At 67.3% G+C, this 18,201-nt stretch carries 19 protein-coding genes; 17 read left to right on the top strand and 2 right to left on the bottom strand.

The window, feature by feature from the left end:
- Nucleotides 1–1,110 precede the first annotated feature (1,110 nt).
- From KK483_RS16835 to KK483_RS16820, 4 genes are all read left to right on the top strand, one after another.
- Nucleotides 1,111–1,599, top strand: coding sequence for a TIR domain-containing protein (locus KK483_RS16835; RefSeq protein ID WP_262006044.1), 489 nt, complete (start codon nt 1,111–1,113; stop codon nt 1,597–1,599).
- Nucleotides 1,593–2,456 (top strand): HIT family protein, encoded by an 864-nt coding sequence (locus tag KK483_RS16830; RefSeq protein WP_262006043.1) that lies wholly within the window; start codon nt 1,593–1,595, stop codon nt 2,454–2,456. The genes KK483_RS16835 and KK483_RS16830 overlap by 7 nt, the downstream gene beginning before the upstream one ends.
- A 179-nt stretch (nt 2,457–2,635) precedes the next feature.
- Nucleotides 2,636–3,088, top strand: coding sequence for a GntR family transcriptional regulator (locus tag KK483_RS16825; protein WP_262006042.1), 453 nt, complete (start codon nt 2,636–2,638; stop codon nt 3,086–3,088).
- On the top strand, nt 3,085–3,987 hold the full coding sequence (locus KK483_RS16820) for a phosphotransferase enzyme family protein (protein WP_262006041.1): 903 nt from the start codon (nt 3,085–3,087) through the stop codon (nt 3,985–3,987). Before KK483_RS16825 ends, KK483_RS16820 begins: the two co-directional genes overlap by 4 nt.
- 32 nt (nt 3,988–4,019) lie before the next feature.
- Here the strand turns inward: KK483_RS16820 and KK483_RS16815 are convergent, their stop codons facing one another.
- Together KK483_RS16815 and KK483_RS16810 are read right to left on the bottom strand one after the other, a co-directional pair.
- Nucleotides 4,020–5,102, bottom strand: coding sequence for a toll/interleukin-1 receptor domain-containing protein (locus KK483_RS16815; protein ID WP_262006040.1), 1,083 nt, complete (start codon nt 5,100–5,102; stop codon nt 4,020–4,022).
- Between the two features lie 257 nt (nt 5,103–5,359).
- Nucleotides 5,360–6,733: a hypothetical protein gene (locus KK483_RS16810; protein ID WP_262006039.1), complete on the bottom strand. Its 1,374-nt coding sequence runs from the start codon at nt 6,731–6,733 to the stop codon at nt 5,360–5,362.
- Nucleotides 6,734–7,458: 725 nt separating this feature from the next.
- On the opposite strand from KK483_RS16810, the gene KK483_RS16805 reads away from it, so the two are divergent.
- The 13 genes from KK483_RS16805 to KK483_RS16745 all read left to right on the top strand — a co-directional run bounded on the left by KK483_RS16805 (nt 7,459) and on the right by KK483_RS16745 (nt 18,141).
- Complete coding sequence (locus KK483_RS16805) at nt 7,459–7,749, top strand: hypothetical protein (protein WP_262009547.1); 291 nt, start codon at nt 7,459–7,461, stop codon at nt 7,747–7,749.
- Nucleotides 7,746–8,852, top strand: a complete 1,107-nt coding sequence (locus KK483_RS16800; RefSeq protein ID WP_262006038.1) for a conjugal transfer protein — start codon at nt 7,746–7,748, stop codon at nt 8,850–8,852. The genes KK483_RS16805 and KK483_RS16800 overlap by 4 nt, the downstream gene beginning before the upstream one ends.
- The gene (locus KK483_RS16795; RefSeq protein WP_262006037.1) at nt 8,852–9,199 is read left to right on the top strand and encodes an RRQRL motif-containing zinc-binding protein; all 348 of its coding nucleotides are present in this window, start codon (nt 8,852–8,854) and stop codon (nt 9,197–9,199) included. The genes KK483_RS16800 and KK483_RS16795 overlap by 1 nt, the downstream gene beginning before the upstream one ends.
- Nucleotides 9,200–9,201: 2 nt before the next feature.
- Nucleotides 9,202–9,519, top strand: a complete 318-nt coding sequence (locus tag KK483_RS16790) for a hypothetical protein (RefSeq protein ID WP_262006036.1) — start codon at nt 9,202–9,204, stop codon at nt 9,517–9,519.
- 2 nt (nt 9,520–9,521) lie between these two features.
- Complete coding sequence (locus KK483_RS16785) at nt 9,522–9,692, top strand: pRL2-8 (protein ID WP_262006035.1); 171 nt, start codon at nt 9,522–9,524, stop codon at nt 9,690–9,692.
- Nucleotides 9,693–9,694: 2 nt separating this feature from the next.
- The gene (locus tag KK483_RS16780) at nt 9,695–9,994 is read left to right on the top strand and encodes a hypothetical protein (RefSeq protein ID WP_262006034.1); all 300 of its coding nucleotides are present in this window, start codon (nt 9,695–9,697) and stop codon (nt 9,992–9,994) included.
- A gap of 94 nt (nt 9,995–10,088) precedes the next feature.
- On the top strand, nt 10,089–12,209 hold the full coding sequence (locus KK483_RS16775; RefSeq protein ID WP_262006033.1) for an FtsK/SpoIIIE domain-containing protein: 2,121 nt from the start codon (nt 10,089–10,091) through the stop codon (nt 12,207–12,209).
- Between the two features lie 207 nt (nt 12,210–12,416).
- On the top strand, nt 12,417–12,881 hold the full coding sequence (locus KK483_RS16770) for a hypothetical protein (RefSeq protein WP_262006032.1): 465 nt from the start codon (nt 12,417–12,419) through the stop codon (nt 12,879–12,881).
- 11 nt (nt 12,882–12,892) lie between these two features.
- Complete coding sequence (locus KK483_RS16765; protein WP_262006031.1) at nt 12,893–13,354, top strand: hypothetical protein; 462 nt, start codon at nt 12,893–12,895, stop codon at nt 13,352–13,354.
- An 89-nt stretch (nt 13,355–13,443) separates the two neighbouring features.
- On the top strand, nt 13,444–14,367 hold the full coding sequence (locus KK483_RS16760) for a bifunctional DNA primase/polymerase (RefSeq protein ID WP_262006030.1): 924 nt from the start codon (nt 13,444–13,446) through the stop codon (nt 14,365–14,367).
- A gap of 331 nt (nt 14,368–14,698) precedes the next feature.
- Entirely contained in the window at nt 14,699–16,246 is a 1,548-nt protein-coding gene (locus KK483_RS16755) for a YfjI family protein (RefSeq protein ID WP_262009545.1), read from the top strand.
- Between the two features lie 303 nt (nt 16,247–16,549).
- Nucleotides 16,550–16,774 (top strand): excisionase family DNA-binding protein, encoded by a 225-nt coding sequence (locus tag KK483_RS16750; protein ID WP_262006029.1) that lies wholly within the window; start codon nt 16,550–16,552, stop codon nt 16,772–16,774.
- An 83-nt stretch (nt 16,775–16,857) separates the two neighbouring features.
- Entirely contained in the window at nt 16,858–18,141 is a 1,284-nt protein-coding gene (locus KK483_RS16745; RefSeq protein WP_262006028.1) for a site-specific integrase, read from the top strand.
- The last annotated feature ends 60 nt before the right edge of the window (nt 18,142–18,201 follow it).

Here is an 18,201-nt window from a genome sequence, read left to right as displayed (position 1 = left end):
TTCATAGGCCGGCTGCACTCGGGACAGGCCGGGGCATCGTCGGTCACGCGGCGCACCCTAACGGAGCGAGCTCTTCATACCGAAGCACCTTGGATGGCGGCTCTACGCTGGACCGGTGGTCTCTTACCTGCGCTGATGGTCCGCAGGCGTTCGCGCCCGTCCGCCGCTGCTCGTCGGCGTCGTCACGCAGTTGGACACTCACCGCTCAACGGCCCAGCGCGTACAAGGCCGTTGTCAGTGTCGGCCTTTAGGGTCTCAAGTGCGCGGTCGGGCTTCCGGGGGTTCCAGCTCTGAAAGGAATGGTTGCATCCCCGGCCTGCCTGGGGGCGGCCCGGAGAATCGTCCGGGACCCAACCGACGGTCGGGCTTCGTCGATGGCCAGCAGATGACCTGCCAGAGCCGACCGCGCACCATCCTCCGTGAGCATGGCCGGCCGGTGCGCGGAGAGGGCTGATCGATTCTGCCGATCAGAAATGAACCTTCCTGATCTACCTCACCGAAGACGGCAGCGCGCTGGTGGCCGCCGCCCGCCTACAGCCGTGCGTCGAGCGATCACCGCTTCAGGAGCGAGGGCGGGGGGTGCAGGGGTGCGAGACGGGCTTCTGTGTGACGCTCGCCATACTGTCGCGGCCGTCCCCCGGATGCACCGGAACGCTGCGGAAGGTTGCCCAGCAAGTCGGCGATGCGCTCCGGGGCTGCCGAAGGCCAACTGGGGCGGGAAGTGGGCGGGCAACGTCGAAGGGCCCCACCTTGCGGTGGGGCCCTTCGACTTCGTGCCCGGTGAGGCACTGGCGGAGGATACGAGATTCGAACTCGTGAGGGGTTGCCCCCAACACGCTTTCCAACTGTCCGCGCGGCCGTCCGGGGGCGTTCATCGACGTTCCCGGTGCAGGTCAGAGAGGGGGCGCGTACGGAGGCGAACGGTGGCGGCCGTCGGTGCACTGGACAAAGACCAGGACAACCGATGATGCCGTCAGGCAAGGTCTTGACGTTGGGCCGAACGGCGTAGGACCCCGCCTGGCCCGGGTCTCACGCGATCTCGCCCAAGATGCCAGAGCTCACAGCTAGAGTCGTGGCCACCCACGTCGGCACTCTCGGATCGGCGATCACATGGCTAAGACAGTGTTCTACAGCTTCCACTACGAACAAGACGTTCACCGTGTACAGCTGGTTCGCAACATCAACGCGCTTGAGGGGCAACCACTGTTGAACTCCCAGGAGTGGGAGCAGGTGCGCAGGCGCGGAGACCAGGCGATCAAGAACTGGATCCACGACCAGATGGCATACAAGAAGGCCGTCATTGTCCTGATCGGCAAGTACACGGCAAGTCGGCCATGGGTTATCTATGAGATTGAGAAGGCGTGGGCTGATAAGAAACCCCTTCTGGGGATCCGCATCCACGGGCTCTCGTCCCTGGGAAGTGTTGACAGCGCGGGTCCCGACCCCTTCGCGAAAGCAGAGAGTGTGGGCTCGGTACCGATCTTTGATCCTACGGTTCGGGATTGGTCGGGGAAGATCGACAGTAAGGCGACCTATAACAGACTGCGCGATAATCTGGAGATTTGGTCGAGTCAAGGAGTGACTAGGCGATCGTGGTAAATCCAGCCTCATGCCCTTTCTGTGCGATTATCGCAGGGGATGACGCCAGCGCGAGGCTGGTGTACCGCAGCCAAGAGGTGACAGTATTTTTTCCTCTAGAGCCAGCCACCCGCGGTCACACTCTAGTTGTGCCAAACCGTCATGTTGCGGACCTCACTGATCTAACTGCTGCTGAGGGCCGTGAATTGGGTGAAGCGCTCCTCAAGACAGCGCGTGCGATCCGTTCAGCTCTCGCACCGGATGGATTGAACGTGATTCAGTCCACCGGGGCGGCTGCTACCCAAACCGTGCCCCATGTGCACTTTCACCTGGTGCCTCGTTGGCCCGGGGATCGCATGACACTTCAATGGCCCATGGGTGCGGCTGAAGACGACCAAGCCCAGAACCGAACCCTCGCCGTGATTCAGGCTGCTCTCCTCAACGAGGCAAGCACTGTCGGGGCCGAAGACCGTCGGCAGCATCTGTCGTTTATCCAGGCCGTTGTTACCCGTATGTCGCAGGCGTCGTCCGCCTCCAAGTCGTGGCTGCTTCCGATAGTAACCGTGACTTATGGATACGCGATCACTAGTAAGTCCCCATTCGTGGCGCTTCTCGGCTGCCTGGCGGTACTTGTATTCGGCGTGCTCGATGCCAATTACCTCAAACAGGAGCGAGCCTTTCGTAAGCTCTACGACGAGGTAGCGGCGGGGCGCCCCATTCCGGCATTTTCCATGAACCCGGCTCTGGCGTCGCCAGCGGGCACCCGCGTGAACTACTGGCCAGATTGGCCAGATGTGCGCTCGTGGGCCGTCGCTCCCGTCTATGGGCCCTTGCTGCTGGCCGGGCTGGGTGTAGCAGGCTGGCTGTTCTGCCGCTGAGACGGCTGGCGAGCAGCCGTCTGCGGACAGGGCGCGTCGGTCTTCCAGCGAATGAGGACAGGAGCGGCGTCGAGCGACGCAGGGTAGGCGAGCCCATCGGTCGGTGGCACGGGCATGGCAACCTTGTTTCCATTAGGTGCCCACTGGGCCACCGCCGAGGTCGAGGAAGGGGAGCCCACGTGCCGCAGGGCAGTCCGCGAGGTACGTACCTGGAGGTCTCGGAATCCCTCCGCGAGAAGATCAGGGACGGCGAGATCACTGAGGTGCTGCCGTCTCAGTCGGCACTCGTGAGCGAGTACGGCGTGAGCCGCAGCACTATCGAGCGGGCGCTTGCGGCACTCAAGGCTGACGGCCTGATCGAGTCCGTGCAGGGGGCTGGGTGGTTCGTAGCAGGGACTGGCGACCGTCGGCCGTTGGTCGACCGGGTAACCGACTTGCTGCGCGGCGAGGGGGTGAAGGTGGGCGACCGCTTCCCCACCGAGAAGGAGTTGTGCGAGCGGTTCGGCGCGTCCCGTACCGCCGTGCGCTCCGCCATCGCGCAGATGGAGGGACAAGGTCTCATCGGTAAAGGTGCCGAGCGCGGGCGGGAAGTACGTGCGTTGCCGGCCGGACGGGGGACTCAGACGGCATGACGACGACCGAACGCACTGAATTCAACGCTGACGCGGCTGGCGCCATCCTGCGTAAGGCATGCGAGGTCGCGGACGTGGACCCGGACGGAATCGAGATGCTGCGGTTCGGCGACCATGCGGTGTTCCGCGTGGACGGCGGCCGTATCGTCTCCCGGGTCGGCCGCAGTCCCGATCGGCTCACCTCCGTGCGGAGGGAGGTGGCTGTCGCTGAATGGCTCGCGACTGAGGAATATCCGGCGGCGCGGCTCGTCACGACGGCTGAACAGCCCGTCGTCATTCAGGGACACCCGGTGACTTTCTGGGAAGGTCTCGCCGACGGTGACACGTATGCGAGTACGGGAGAAATGGGCGTACTGCTGCGGCGGCTTCACGAATTGAAGCCGCCGACTTTTTCGCTCCCGCCCCTTCAGCCTTTCGACAAGGTCGGGCGGCGTTTGAAGCGTGCCGCCATTCCGGACGCCACCCGCGCGTTTCTTCGGTCCATGGCTGACGATTTGGCGGCCGAGTACGGTCGTCTCCGGTTCGTGCTTCCGGCGGGTCACCTGCACGGTGACTTCAACGTCGGAAATGTCCTGCGTGACGAGATCGGTCATCCAAAGGTCATCGACCTGGACGGGTTCGTCACGGGCCCCCGAGAGTGGGACCTAATGCAGACCGCCATGTACTATGACAGCTTCGGTTGGCACACAGAAGCCGAGTACGCTGATTTTGTCACGGGATATGGATTCGACGTGAGAGAATGGCCCGGGTACGCCGTCCTCCGGAGCATCCGCGAACTGCTAATGGTCACGTGGCTCTCGCAGAACGTCGGCACCAATCCCCGCGCAGCCGAGGAAGTTGAGAAACGGGTGCAAACCCTACGCTCGGGTGGCTCTCGCCGAGACTGGGCGCCTTTCTAGGTGCCCTCCTTGGGAAAGGCGACCCTCGTCACTTACAAGTCGAGACGTCGCCTAGCCTGCTCCAACACCTCAGCTTGATATCTCAGTGCTGCTTCATCAATGGCCATGATTAGGTCCATCGAAATCTGCAGCTCTTCGCCACGGGCGATCCGCTCTGGAACGGTATCCAATTCTGCCACGATCTGATCAATGAAATCTCTGATCTGTTCTAGAGGGTGATCCGTCAGACGAGCCGTTGCCTCCATGACGTCGCTTAGCTCTTCTGGCACGCCAGCTCCCCTTAGTTCAGCAGCAACGTCCATCATTTGCTCGTAGGCCCCTACGATGCGCTTGGCGATGTGCTCAATAAGCTCAGGGTTTCCGGGTTCCCCTGGGGCGCCGAAAGCACGTTCCTGTACTTCGAGGCTCAGCATCCTTTCGATACTCTGGGGGCCGCCCGATAGATCATTTAGTGAATTACTGAGAAACGTGAACACTTGCTCATTGGAATAGTGCTGGCCTGTGCGACCAGCGTAGCCCAATTCGTGGTCCCGCCACTTTTCTTCCAATGCCTCACGGCGCTGCCAAAGCACGCCGCCGAAGAGAAGGTACTCCCACGCCGGCGGTCTCTGAGCAAGAAGCTCTCGCTGCTGTTCAGTGGTGCGGGGTACGCGGAATGCGGCTGGCTCCGTTGTCACCTCGCCCCGGACGCTCGAAAGCTTCTGCTTAATGAGGTCCACTAGCTGCTCTTGCGACGTAGTTCGAGCGTCAATGTATCCGATGGTAGGGCGCAAGCCCGGAAGCTCGCTGTCGTCAATTCTTACGGGAAGCAAGTATGGGTCCACATTGATCACCGCCCGCGCTTGCGCACTCATACGCTCATGTTGGGTCCAGGGCTTACTGACGTAGTGACGAGATACGAAAATGATGGCGAATCGCGCGCGCTTCCTATACACCTCATCCAGGGTTGCGTACAGGTCCTGCCCCCACAAGTGGGCCGCAACATATTCATCGTAGAAAATCCGCACCCCTCTTCGTTTGAGAAGCTCGGCGATTCCTTGCACGTAGTGTCTATCTTCTCCAGCGAAGGAGAGGGCGACGTCAAATTCGAATGCCTCGACAGAGGGAGCAGTCATCTTCAGTCTATCCCTATATCTGCTCAGGAGCGGGGGAGGCGGATTCATTTCGCTGCCAGCGTGTGGCCCTGTCTCCTACAGTAGACCCTCAAGGGGCCTGACCACAGATGGGGGAGGTATTCGTCTCATTCGTGGTCGAGGGTGTATGAGCAGTTGTTGGCGTGCGGGGGGGCATATGCGAACTGCACCGCCACTGTCTTCAGCCAGGGAGGGATGCCGTCCCAGTACTTCGCTCGGAGTGCTGAGTTGCGGAAGGGTCACGTCGGGTCCTGCCAGAGTCGAAAGCTGCCTGCCCGGTCCGTGAAGTCACGAAAATCCGCAGTCCGCTTCATTCTGTCCGTGACTCGCCCCTGGAACTCTCGGACGTACTGAACGCAACGTGCCGACTTCAACCCTTCGCCGAGTTGCAGGGCGCTCAGCGCGATATCGAATCCGCATCCGATCTCCCCTTGGTTGAGGTACGCCTCAGCCTGAACCATCGTTGCGAAGAAGTCGCTCCGGTTGTTCAGGCCATCGCCGAAGATGGAGCCGGCGCCCCGCTCCGCGGCTTCAACGGAGCGCCCCAGGTCGCGGAAGCAGTGGCCTATCTCGGCTGCAAGCTCCACTTCGTCGAAGTACGCGATGTACGGCGGGTCACTGTCGGCCGTCCGCTGGCTGAGCTTGAGTTCCGCCTCAACAAGGGCGAGGTCACAGCCCCGCTCATCCCCGAGTCGGGCGAGTGCCCGCGCTTCCATCGCGCGGAACTGTGCGGCCATGGTCGGCCCCAGGGCAAGACCGGGCCCGGTGTACGCGGCACGGGCGAGCGTCGCAGCGTCCTGGTACCGCCCCAGGAACGTGGCCTGATGGCTCATGGCCGACAGGATGCTTCCACCGAGAAGCCTGTCACCAGCCGCTTGCGTCATGCGCAGCGCCTGGATGAGGTACCGCTGAGCGATGCCGTGAAGGCCGCTGTCGTACGACATCCAACCGGCGAGTAGGAGCGCTTCCGCCACGGCTGAGTGCAGTTGCCTGCCCACGTCGTCGGAGTACTTCCCATCGAGCATCGGCCGGACATCCGTGTGCAGGTACTGAATGAGCGCCCGCCGGGCATGGCCACCGCCGAACTTGCCGTCGAGCATGCTGAACGCGTCGGCTGTCGAGCGCACCATGTCCACGTCCACCGCGCCGACCGCCCGATTGCCCGTCCGCGTCAGCTCTCCGTCCGGAGGGGCCACGATCCAGCGGAGGGACGCGGTGTTCCAAGCCGCAGAATCGGGCAGGGCCCGAACCAGCGTCTCAGCGTCGGCAAGGTCGGCCCGCCAGAGGTCGGCCACGGTCTTGGCCGTGCTCTCCGGCCTGTCCGCGAAGTCAAGCCCCAACTCAGGCTGCACGGCGGACACTGCGGCGTCGCCCATCCCGATGTCATCGATCGTGAGGCGACGCCCCACCTTGCGCCCGATTGCGTCGGCAATGAACTGCGGCATATTGCCGCGCGGTATGGAGCCCTTGAGCCACCTGGTCACGTACGTGTGGTCACAGGTGACGTCCTCACCTGCCTGAGCAGCAGCGGTGACCACCGCGCGAGCAAGGGACTTGTGGGAGAAGTTGGCTTCCTGCATGAGCGTGGCCAGTCCGACGTTCCGGTCTGCCATCGAACCCCCAGAGAGCGGCCGTAGTACCAGCTTGACTCATCGTCACTCTACGCAGGTCAGGGCCGCGGTACAGACGGTTTGCGCGCAGGGGTGCACGAGTGCACCCCCAAGTACACGCTCCCGAAATCCTCGCCGTCTGGCGACAGTTGAACCACCACCGCACAAGAAGGTCAGCGGGTCCGAGTCGAAAGCCACGGGTTGACGGCGCGGATTCCATCTGCCAACGTGAGTGGTAGGTAGTACACACCACGCAAAAGTGTGGGGTGTGTGCGCCGTCCGTGCAGCGCCCGGAGGGCCCTCGAAAGGGGTTCAAAGGAAGCGCCGGTTCCTTGAGAACTCAACAGAGTGTTGTGAGCTTGACGGGGCTTGACCCCGTCCCCCGTGACGGCCGGGTGATGACCGTCGGTGACCGCCTCCGGTGTCCTGTTGGGGCCCTGGGTGGTGGTCGTTCTGCTGGCACCGAGTAGTGCGAACAGGGTGCCCCGACAGTTCGAGGGTCGGGACCGGGCGGCCGTGCGATGGCAGCCGGTGAAGTCCTCGATTCCACTTCGACAGCCCCGGCAACCAGCCGCGAGGGCGCGGAATCAGATTCCGCCCGGGGCGCTGGCCCGCCGCTTCCTGCGGTGTTGGCCCTGATTGCCGGTGCGGCGCGCTCCCGGACAAGGACAACGCGTCGCTTCCGGTCTCCCTATCCCGACGCATCAGAGGAGAGATCCACCATGCGCATGCGCATGTTCGTCGCCGGCCAGGAAGCGTACGGCGACTTCGAGTTCGCGGAACTGGCGCTCGGTATCGACGTCGACCTGTTCCGGGGCCCGCTGGAGTCCGAGACGGACGGCGAGCGGGCCGCCCGTGAGGACGCGGCCCGTGACATCCTCGCCGACCTGCGGGCGGACGCGGAGGCCGGTGACGAGATCGCTGGTTGGGACGCCCTGTACGCCGACGCGCTGACCCGCACGGTGCCGTTCCTGCGCGCCGTTCGTGCCCACCGGGCGGGGACGGGGGAAGCGGCATGAGTGAGACCCGCAAGTCGCTGACCAGGGTTCAGACCAGCGTGCTGACGGCTGCGTTCGTGCCGATGCTGGCCACGGGCGTGTTCGGTGGGATCGGTACCTACTCCAACATCGGCCACGCCTACGGCAAGGGCACCGCACTCGGTGCGCTCGCCGCTGGCGAGGGCGCCACCGCTGTGCTCGCCCTGGTCCTGCTGGGACTGACCATGCTGGGACAGTCCTCCCCGCGCATCATCCGCGCCGGACTGTGGGCACTGCCGGCCGCCGCCGCCGTCATGGGAGCGATGGCCGCCCCCGACCTGGGCCGGACCGTGATCTACGCCCTGACTCCGATGGGCATGTCCGTCTCGGCTGAGGGCATGGCGTTCCTGGCCCGGCGGATCGTGGTGCACACCGACGGCCGCGACGCGGAGAACGAGCGCCACACCGCCGATCTGGTGCAGGCCCTCGCCTACCACCGCGCCCGCGCCGCACATCACCCGACCAGTCGGGTGCGGAAGCGTTCGGACCGGGCATCGTGGCGGCTGGCCCGCAAAGTCGGGGTCGGGGACGTAGCGCTCGGATCGAGGCTGCTGAACGTCCAGCGCGACCGCGTCACTGCCGGTGCGGACGCCGCGCTCGCCGCGATGTTCGGGCGGATCGCCCTCGATCCCACCCCGACCGCAAATGCGGAGGAATCCACTGAGACCGAGAGGAAACGGTCTACGGCTGACCTGCCCGAATCGACCCCCGACCCGGTGGTGACGCTGACCCGGCTGACCCTGCCCGATCCAGTCGCAGTCGACCTGGGCAAGTCGATGCCGCTCAAGCCACTCCCACCGGCCGGCACCGCTCCGGTCGCCTCGATCGAGCACCGCGCGGCGGCCGCTGAGTCGACCCGACCGCGCCGCGCCACCGGCCGTGTCCCGGCGGTGGCGAAGTCGAATCGACCGAAGCGCACGCCGGAACAGTTGCTCGCCGAAGCGCGGGCAGCAACGGCCGATTGGCCGGACGCGAAGGTGACCGGCGAAGGCATCCGCCGCGCGATCCACACATCGCCCGCGAACGCCCGGTCCCTGCGGGACACGATCCTCGCCGAACGCGCCGCCGCGGCTGAGGCCGCGTGATGGGGGTACTGCCGGTGTTCCGGTGGCGCCTCGCCCCGGACGGCTACGCCACCTACCGCCAGCTCCGCGCCCTCGGGCTGCGTCCGGGTGGCCAGGGGGTGGCGGCACAGGTCGAGCGGCCCCGACGCAAGCGTCCACCGTTGGTCGCCTTCCTCTACCGCATCGACCGCGCCAAGCCCGTCCGGCCGATGACCCCGGCCCGGTGGGCTGCTTTGGCCAAGGCCAACCAAGCGCGCCGCACCTGCCCACAGTGCCGCCGGGACGCGGGATACGTCATTCCCGCCTCGCTCGGCACCTGTGTGCCCTGCACCTCCCCCGACCTCTGCGATTCCCCGAGGAGTACGTGACCATGGGCAAGCCCGACACCCGTCGTCTGGATCGGGAGATCCGGCAGACGACCCGCAAGCTGGAAGCCGTCCGCAACCGCGAATTGTGGCCGCTCGACAGTCACGAGCGACGCGCCGTCCTCGCCTCCGCCGTCGGCGGCTCCTACCGCGTCGTCCGGGGCCGCAGCACCGGACAGGCCGAGCGGTGTATTGAGACCGCGTGGCAGAGCGCGGAAACGCGGCTGGTCGCGGAGATCGCCGCCCTGCACACCGAGCGTCAGCGGGTCGTGAACGAGGCCGCTACCGCGAAGGCGGCCAAGAAGTCGTCGGGGTGGTGGTGACCATGCCCGGCATCCAGACGCCTCCGGGTGAGTGCCCGCAGTGCTGGCAACACGCCCACGACTCGCGTATCCACCGCAAGCTCGGGCCCCGGGAGGACTGCCCGCAGTGCGTGGACCACATGATCAACGGCCACCCCTACCTCGTGCCCAAGAAGCCGTCCCGGTGGTGGTGAGCATGGACCCTCGTTGCCCTGCCGCCCACCCGGACGACCCGACGCCGTGCGGCGGCCCGGTCGCGGTGACCGTGCTGGACCGCACGAACGCGGGCGCGGACGGCTGCGAGCACCACGCCGCCCGGCTCCTGGCGTCATTGCAGGGCGGGCGTGTCTACGCACTCCCCAACGCCCCGGCGGGCGCCGCGATCCGCGTCTTCACGGCCGCCGACACCCTGCGCCCCTTCTGCTGGATCGACGGCCCGCGTACCGAGGCATGCCAGCTCAGCCACGCGGAGAACCGCGCCCGTCACAGCGCCTGAACCTCCCGCCCCGCCCGCCCTCAACCCGGGCGGGGCGCCCAGCCTCTCCCCCTCAACTTCCCGCCCCACTGGGGTAGTCAGGAGTTTGCCTGTCATGGGTGACACCGTCGTTCACCTGCACAAGAAGACCGATCCGCCCGCCAACACCACGACCGAGACCGTGACCACGCTGACCGTGGTCCCCGACCCCGCGCCCGCCAAGCCCGTTCCGCTGTGGGTGCGCTCGGGGCGTGCCGTGAAGACGGCGGTCACGCACGAGCACACGAAGGCGTCCGCGCGGGCGATGGCGCGGCACAGCCTCTACACGTTCAACGGGGGTCGGATCGTGGTGCGTCGTACCTGGGACGGCCGTACCGGTGCCCGCTACGAGCGGATGCTGCGTGCGGCTGAGGCCGCGGGGAACTATGAGGTGGCGCAGGAGTGGGAGGAGCGGTTGCAGCGCTTCCGTGACGCCCGCCATCGGCGCCGTATGGATCTGCTGCACTCGCCTGTGGACGCGGCCAAGGGCGCCCTGGTCGGCACCGGCATGGGCATAGGCGGTCTGGTCGCCCTCGGGGTCGTCATGGCCATCGCCAACAAGGACATCACCGACGTCGTCACTCCGCTGTCGGCGGTCATCGAGTTCATCGCCCTGATGATCACCATCGTTCAGGTGGTGTGGGGTCCGCTGATCAGCGTCGGCCCGTTCCTCGCGCTGCTCGCCCTGTGGTCGGTGGGCTGCAAGCAGCAGGCCGCACCGAACTGGGCCCTGCCGGCCAATATCCGGTCGAGTGAGGGTGAGCCGATCACTCCGTCGATTGTGGTCAAGGCCCTGCGCGATCTGGGCGTCCCGGCTCTGGCGCGGGCCATCAAGGAGATGGGCGATGCCGGCGCCTCGATGCTGGGTCCGATCCGGATCGCCGGATGCGGCGTCGAAGTCGACGTCACCCTCCCCTCCGGCGTCTCCACCAACGAGGTGCAGAGCAAGCGCCGCAAGCTCGCGGAGAACCTCACCCGGCATGAGCACGAGGTGTTCATCACCATCCCGCAGGCCGCCCGCACCGTGCGGCTGTGGATCGCCGACAGTGGTGCGCTGGATGAGCCGATCGGCCCGTCCCCGCTGACCACCGACGCCACGCTGACCGCCAACTACAAGACGGGCAAGGCACCGTGGGGGCAGGACCTGCGCGGCGACGCCGCCGCCCTGAGCCTCTACCAGCGCCACCTGCTCATCACGGGCCTGTCGAACCAGGGCAAGACCGTGGCCCTGCGCTCCCTGGCCCTGTGGCTCTCGCTGGACAAGTCGGTGCAGTTCCTCATGGGTGACCTCAAGGGCGTGGGTGACTGGGCCATGTTCGACGGCCTCGCCACGACCCTGATCCAGGGCCCCACGGACGAGCACGTGATCCAGGTGACCGAGATGGTCGAAGGCGCGGTGGACGAGATGAACCGCCGTATCCAGGCCCCGCCCGGCACCGTGTTCCCGCCGCTGATCGTCCTGGTCGACGAGGCGCAGGTGGCGTTCATGTGCCCGGCCAAGGACGACGACAAGCGCCCCTACGGCGGCGCGAAGGCCAACTCCCGGTACTTCATGGCCGTCCGGAAGATCCACAACCAGGGGCGGGCCGTGAACGTGCTGATGTGGCAGGGCACCCAGGACCCGACCAACGAGAACCTGCCCAAGCTGGTCCGCGAGGGCGCCCACACCCGCGCCTCCCTCGCCCTTGGCACCGAGTCCCAGGCCCGCATGGCCCTGGGGGACAAGGCGGTCGACGGCGGGGCGGCTCCGAACCTGCTGCGTCCGGGCCTGGACCGGGGAACCCTGGTCGTCGCCTCCGACGGCATCACCATCCCGGCCGGACAGTCGTCCATCACCGTGCGCACGCACTACATCGACGACGACGCCGCCGAAGCCATCACCGACCGCGCCAAGGCGATCCGGGACGGCGTCACCACCCTGCACGCCATCGACCGTGGCGCAGAGCACGACCCGCTCGCCGACATCGCCACCGTCATCGGCGACGCACCCCGCGTGCGGACCAAAGACGTCCTCGCGCGGCTCGCCACACGGAACACGGACGCCTACGGCAGCTGGTCGTTCATCGACCTCAAGCGCGTCCTGGACGACGCCGGCGCCGAACCGTACAAGTCCGACGGCGTCATGGTCGTCGCCCGCGAACGCGTCGCCCGCGCCCTCACCAACCGCAACAACGAAGGTTCCGCTTCCACCGACTGACGACAGGGAGCCAACCCCCGGCGGGTCAGGGAGACAGGGAGAACTCCCTCACCCCCTCCCTGACCCACCTCCCTGGCCCTGACCAGCACAAATGATCGTCCAGGGAGTCAGGGAGGCACCGCAGATCAGCACCCCAGAAACCCCCTCCACACGCACCCCCAAGGGGGTGCCGCTGCCTCCCTGACCCACCTCCGGAAGGGATTCCACATGCACCCCGACCACCCCAGCCGCACGGCCGTAGAGCGGGCCATCGAGGTCCACCACCCCACCCCGATCACGCCCGCCGTGCCGATGGCGGCGCCGCTTGTGCCGATGCAGCCGGGCCACGTCCCGGCCGTGGCGAGCATCGTCCTCCCCGACGGCCGCGTCGTCACCGGCTACGCCATCGAACCCGCCCGCCCGGAACCGGTCACGGCCAAGCCGCCCGTCTCGCGGGCAGCGGTGAACGTCGCCCTCGGAGGCGTCGGCTTCCTTGCAGTGTGCGGCGGACTGCTCCTGCTCACCTCGTTCATCGCCGCGCTCGCCGCGCTCGTGCAGCAGCTCATCATCCTCGCCGCCGTCATCTTCGGCGGCTGGATCGCCGTGCAGATCTTCAGCGCGAGCGGCCACCAGGGCGCCACCACGGTCAACATCCGCAAGGCCGTGATCAAGCGCAACCACTTCCACGGCTGACAGGAGCCCCCGTGTTCGAGATCCGCGTCATCTGCGACCCCGCCGACACTGACCGCGTCACCATCGCACTCACCACCACGTTCGCCACCGGTGACGTGCGCCGGTACCCGACCCGAGACGGTAAGCGCACCCGCCTCTACCTCACCGCCGATCATCGCCCCGACCCCGAGGACTGGCCCGCCCCCGAGCAGGCGTACGCGGGCGCCCCCAGCATCAACAGCGAGATCGGGTGGATCTCCCACAGCCTCGCCGATGCCGAGTGCTACACCGAGCTGGACCGGGAGTTCTACCTACGCAAGGCCGCCCTGCTCGACCGCATCGCCTTGCTTGACGAGCCCGATGTCACGGACGCCACCGAGACCGCGCACGCGGCGGCCGTGTTCCTGCTCGACATGGACCAGCCGGGTGTCATCTGCGACCCGCGTGCCTACGTCCGCCAGCAGTACGCGCACACGCTCACCGACTGCCAGTAGCTACGCCCGAGGGCGGCGGCTCCCGGACAAGGACAACCCGCCGCCCTCGGTCTCCCAATCCCGACGTTGCAGAACAGGAGACCTACAGCATGACACCTGACTGCCAGCCCCGACGTTCCGTCGACGGGGATCATCCAGACGGGAACCACCTGCGCACCGCGCTCCGACTCGCGGCGGCCGGTGTCTCGGTCCTGCCCCTGCGGCAGGGCAAGGTGCCGTTCGGTAACTGCCGCACCTGCGCGGGCCGCCCGCCCCGGTGCGGGGGGCGGCCCAACATGAAGGTGGCGGGCCCCTGCCGGTGCCCCGCCCCGTGTCACGCGTGGGCCGCCGCGACCACTGACCCGGACGTCCTCGCCTCGCCCGTGTGGGCGTCGGCGTGGCATGAGGCGGTGGCGGTCGCCTACCACCCTGGCGGGGCCGGGCTGACCGTGGTCGACCTGGACAACGCGGCGGCCGTCGACTGGGCCCGCGCGACTCTGCCCGCCACGCGCACGGTGCAGACGACGCGGGGTGAGCACTGGCTGTACCGGGGCGCCATGCCGTCGTCGAACGCCGTGCTTCCGGGTGTCGACGTCAAGTCGCTGATGCAGTACGTGCGTTGGCTGGAACCGGGGACTGGCCGTATGGCCGCTCTGCCGGAGGCCGTGCGCGCCCTGGTGGTGAAGGAAGACACCACCCCCGCGCGGCGCGGGGTGGTCTCTTCTGTCTCAGCGCGCGCCACCTGGGACCGGGCCGTGGCCACCGGGTGCCGCCACACCGAGCGCTACGTCCGCACCGGCCTCGAACGCGGCCTCGCCCTCGTACGGGCCCGCACCGAATCCGGCGCCGGATCACAGGCGTTCGGCGTCGCCCGGTTCCTCGCCGCCCAGCACACCGGATGCCCCGGTCCCTGCGGACTCGCAGCGATCGGCGAGGAGATCGTGACCGCCGCCGTCTGTGTGGGCGTTCCGGAGACCTACGCCCGCCGCGCAGTCACCAACGGCCTTGAGACGGCATCGGGGTGCGCGGCATGAACAAAGCATCACGAACCCCCGCGAACGACCCTCAGGACGCCGTACAGGGCCCGCCACGGCCGGCCGTGGGCGAACCGAAGGGCGTCGCCCGCAAGGGCGTCCTTTCTGCCCTTAGTTCTGACCCGCAGACGGTCACCGTCACCGGCATCCAACCGGGCCTGCACACCCAGTGCGAGGGCATGGCCGTTGCCGACTGGCTGTGTGCCTGCGGGCTTCACGAACGCGCCCGTGGCCGCGCCGCCGTTGCCAGGCTGACTGCCCGCGTCCGTGCCGGCGTCTGCCCCCACACCACCACCGCCGAAGGGAGGGCGGCCTCATGACCACACAGCCTGTGGACAGCCCCGACCTGTGGGCCGGACTGCCCACCCTGGAACAACCCTCCGGCGAGGACGACACGGCACCAGAGGCATGGGAGGACCCCGTTCCCCTCACCGGCCGCCGCGAGCGTCCGCCGTTCCCCGCACACGTCTTCCCCTCCTGGCTCGGGGAGTTCGTGGCGGCCGTCGCGGAGGAGACACAGACTCCAGTTGACCTCCCCGGGTCCATCGCCCTCTCCACGCTCGCCACGGCGGCCGGCGGTCGGTCCGTGGTCCACGTCCGCGGCAACTGGCGTGAGCCCACCAACCTCTACACGGTGGTCGCACTCCCGCCCGCGAACCGCAAGTCGGCCGTCTTTGCGCTGCTGACCAACCCCCTCTATGAGGCGGAGAAGCAGCTCAAGACGGCTATGAAGCCCGTGATCGTGGAAGCGGAGCTGACGGCACGGTTGGCCAAGGAAGCGGCGGACAAGGCCGCCGCCAAGGCCGCGTCCGCCGACGGCGACAAGCGCGATGACATGGTGGCGACCGCCGTCGGCCTCGCGCAAACGGCCGACACCCTCACCGTCCCCGCCGAACCGGTCCTATTGGCGGACGACTCGACACCCGAGACGGTCACCTCGCTCATGGCCGAACAGGGCGGCCGGCTGTCGGTGATGAGCGCTGAGGGCGGCATCTTCGACATCATCGCCGGACGCTACTCCGGGGCCCCCAACATGGAAGTCTTCCTCAAGGGGCATGCCGGGGACCGGCTGAGGGTCAACCGCCAGACCCGCCGCGAGTACATCGACACCCCCGCCCTGACCATCGGCCTCGCCGTACAGCCGGACGTCCTGAGGGACATCGGCAAGGTCAAGGGGTTCGAGGGACGCGGACTGCTCGCCCGCTTCCTGTACTCCCTGCCGGTGTCCACGGTCGGCGACCGCGAGATCATCACTGACCCGGTACCGCAGGAGACGGCCGCCGCCTACACCACCCGGGTCATCGACCTCACCCTGTCCCTGGCGGAGTGGACCGACCCGGCCGTCATCCAGCTCAGCCCGGACGCGGACGCGGCCCTGATCGCCTATCAGAAGCGCATCGAACCACAGCTCAAGGCACGCGGCGGCAAGCTGGGCCACATCTCCAACTGGGCCGGAAAACTTGCCGGGGCGACCGCCCGCATGGCCGCACTGCTGCACCTCGCCGAACACGGCGGCAACGGCTACGCCCACCCGGTCACCGAAGACACGATGAGCGCGGCCATCGAGTTGGGCGAGTACTACACCGCCCATGCCCTTGCCGCGTTCGACGTCATGGGAGCCGACAACACCACCGCGCGTGCTCAAAGCGTCCTGGAAGCGCTGCGCACCCACCGGTGGACCGAAGTCAGTAAGCGCGACCTGATGGTCAAGCTCTCCCGCTCGGAGTTCCCCACCGCTGCGGACTTGGACCCGACGCTGACCCTGCTGGAAGACCACGGTTACGTGCGGGCACAACCCATCGTCCGCACCGGAGGTCGCGGCCGGCCGCCCTCGCCGCGCTACCTGGTACACCCCCGGCTGACCGACCCGACCACCTGAGCCCGTCCGCAGAAACCACAGAATCACAGAAATACCCGCCGTGCGCCCCTGACCTGCACAGACAGACATGTCAGGGGCGCGCGGCTCCCTGCCACAGAAACCCGCAGAGAAGCCACAGAAATAAGCCCGACCGACCGCCCCGGGCCTGCCCCCTTAATTTCTGTGGGACCTACGGCGATTTCTGTGGTAGCGGCCACCGCACAGTATCGCCGCAGGTCAGAGCCGCGATCCCAGGTTTCTGTGTATTTCGTGGTTTCTGTGGCGGCGCTCTCCATGAACCCTGACCCGCCAAGGGAGCGAATCTTGAACGACCACGGAACCCCGGCGCCCACCGACGACGACCCCACGTTGGTTCTCCTCAAGGTCGAAGAGGCCGCCCGCCGCCTCCGCATCGGCCGGACGATGTGCTACGCGCTCATCCGCTCCGGAGAGCTGGAGTCCGTACCTGTCGGCCGTCTGCGCCGCGTCCCCGCCGACGCCCCGGCCGCGTACGTCGCCCGTCTCCGCGCAGCCCAACGCGCCGCTTAACGCCGCCCGGGGCGGCGGCTCCCGGACAAGGACAACCCGCCGCCCCGGTCCCCATCCCGACACCAAGAAACAGGAGCCTGCCTGTGGCAGAGAAGAAGAAGGGCACCCGCCGTGCCAACGGCGAATCGGCCATCTACCTCGGGGCGGATGGTCGTTGGCACGCTCGCGTCCCGATGGGCTACAAGGACAACGGGGAGCCCTACCGCCGCCACCTCACGCGCAAGACGCGCGATGACCTGGTTGAGGAAGTCAAAAAGCTGGAGAAGCAGCGCGACGGGGGTTCGGCGCAACAGCCGGGCAAGGCGTGGACGGTTGAGAAGTGGCTTCAGCACTGGGTTGAGAACATCGTCAAGCCGACGGTCAGCGAGAACACGTATGACGGCTACGAGGTCGCCGTTCGCGTGCACCTTGTGCCCGGTGTCGGCAAGCATCGCCTTGACCGTTTGCAGCCCGAGCACCTGGAGAGCCTGTACCGCCGTATGCAGGCGAACGGGGAACGCAAGGCGGGTACGGCTCACCAGGCCCACCGGACCGCCCGCACCGCACTGGGGGAGGCGGTACGGCGCGGCTACGCGGCGAAGAATGCCGCCGCACTGGCGAAGCCGCCCCGGATGGAAGAGGACGAATCCGAGGTTGAGCCTTACTCGGTGGAAGAGGTTCAGTGCCTGTTGCTCGAAGCCAACAAGCGCCGGAACAGCGCCCGTTGGATGCTCGCGCTCGCGCTCGGACTGCGGCAGGGCGAGACGCTCGGACTGCGCTGGTCTGACGTCGACCTCACCAACGAGTACCTGAAACTGCGCCGGAACCGTCTGCGCCCCCGGTACGAGCACGGGTGCCCGGAAGCCTCCCCGTGCGGCCGTAAGGCGGGGTACTGCCCCGGCAAGGTGCAGGTCCGGCGCGAGACCAAGAACACAAAGTCCCGAGCGGGCCGACGCGCCGTGCCCCTGCCCGGCCCGCTGGTCGCCATGCTCCGTGCGCACCGCGAGACGCAAGAGCGGGAGCGTAAGGCGGCCGGCGGCCTATGGGCCGAGTCGGACTACGTGTTCACAAAGCCGCTCGGTGGCCCGCTGAGCCCGAACACGGACTATCACGACTGGAAGCGGCTGCTGGAAGACGCGGGGGTCCGGAACGCCCGGCTGCACGACGCCCGGCACACGGCCGCCACCGTGCTCATGTTGCTCGGTGTCCCGGCCCGCGTCATCGATCAGATCATGGGGTGGGAGCCGGGCACCTCCGCGAGCATGCGGGCGAGGTACCTCCACGTGCCCGATGCCATGCTCAAGGGCGTCGCCCGGAAGATCGCCGACGCGATCTGGGGGACCCCGGAAACGCCCGCTGTGGACAAAAACCAGGACAACGAGGGCTGAGGACAACGACGAAGGGCCCCACCGCAAGGTGGGGCCCTTCGACATCGTGCCCGGTGAGGC

It is taken from the genome of Streptomyces sp. FIT100, from assembly GCF_024584805.1.
Classification (GTDB): Bacteria; Actinomycetota; Actinomycetes; order Streptomycetales; family Streptomycetaceae; genus Streptomyces.
This window is presented reverse-complemented; position numbering and strand designations above follow the sequence as displayed.